Consider the following 1,028-nt stretch of genomic DNA (forward strand, 5'->3'; position numbering starts at 1 on the left):
GATCATTCGGCCTTCTCGCGGGCCCGCAATGAGCGCTTCCGCGAGGGAGATGTCGTTCGTCGCGTATTCGAACATATCGTCGAGGCGTGCATTGTGGCCGGTCTGGTTGGTGGCGAAGGTTTTGCGGTAGACGCGAGCCTGATCCAGGCAGATGCCAACAAGCAGCGCTCGATCGCGGGTCAGGATTGGCGCAGGGATCGCGATCCGGCGAGGTCAAGCCGCGCGGTGAAGGAGTATCTGGCAACCCTCGACGATACGGCGTGGGGTGCGGCCAGTGACGTTGTCCCGAAGTTCATCTCGCTGTCCGATCCCGCGGCCCAGTGGACCGGAGCTCACAAGGGACCAGCGTTCTTCGCTTACTCCGACAATTATCTCATCGACGTGAAGTTCGGCGTCATCGTTGATGTTGAGGCGTCCCGCTCCATTCGCCAGGCCGAGGTCGGAGCGGCGAGGACAATGATCGAACGAACAGAGGAGCGCTTTGGTCTCAAGCCGGAGCGGCTTGCCGGGGATACCGCTTACGGAGCTGCTCCGATGCTGAACTGGCTGGTCGAGGAGAAAGGCATCGCGCCACATATCCCCGTGTTCGATAAGTCGAAGCGAGATGACGGTACCTTCTCGCGCAGCGACTTTCGATATGATCCGACCCGCGACGTCTACCACTGCCCGAGCGGAAAGCGGCTCGGGACGAGTGGCACCGTGCACGAGGGTAAAACGCTTCTGTATCGTGCGAGCAAGCTCGACTGCGACGCATGCCCGCTTAAACCGCAGTGCTGTCCAAAAGAACCATCGCGCAAGATCCCGCGCGACATACATGAGCACGCCCGGGACGTCGCCCGGTCGTTCGCTGGCACCGAGGGATTCGAGACGTCGCGACGTCAGCGCAAGAAGATCGAGATGCGGTTTGCACACTTGAAGCGCATCCTGAGGCTTGGTCGGCTTCGGCTTCGTGGCCCACGGGGCGCCCAGGACGAGTTTGTTCTGGCTGCCATCGCTCAAAATCTGAGGCGCCTCGCGTCGTTCGTTGC

Annotated in this window: 1 protein-coding gene; it reads left to right on the plus strand. The window is 61.5% G+C overall.

Annotation, left to right across the window (positions count from 1 at the left end):
• On the plus strand, positions 1 to 1,028 hold a 1,028-nt coding region (locus CT676_RS43750; protein ID WP_135217364.1), incomplete at both ends, for a transposase.

It is taken from the genome of Bradyrhizobium sp. MOS001 (genome assembly GCF_004634465.1).
In the GTDB taxonomy this organism is placed as follows: Bacteria; Pseudomonadota; Alphaproteobacteria; order Rhizobiales; family Xanthobacteraceae; genus Bradyrhizobium; species Bradyrhizobium barranii.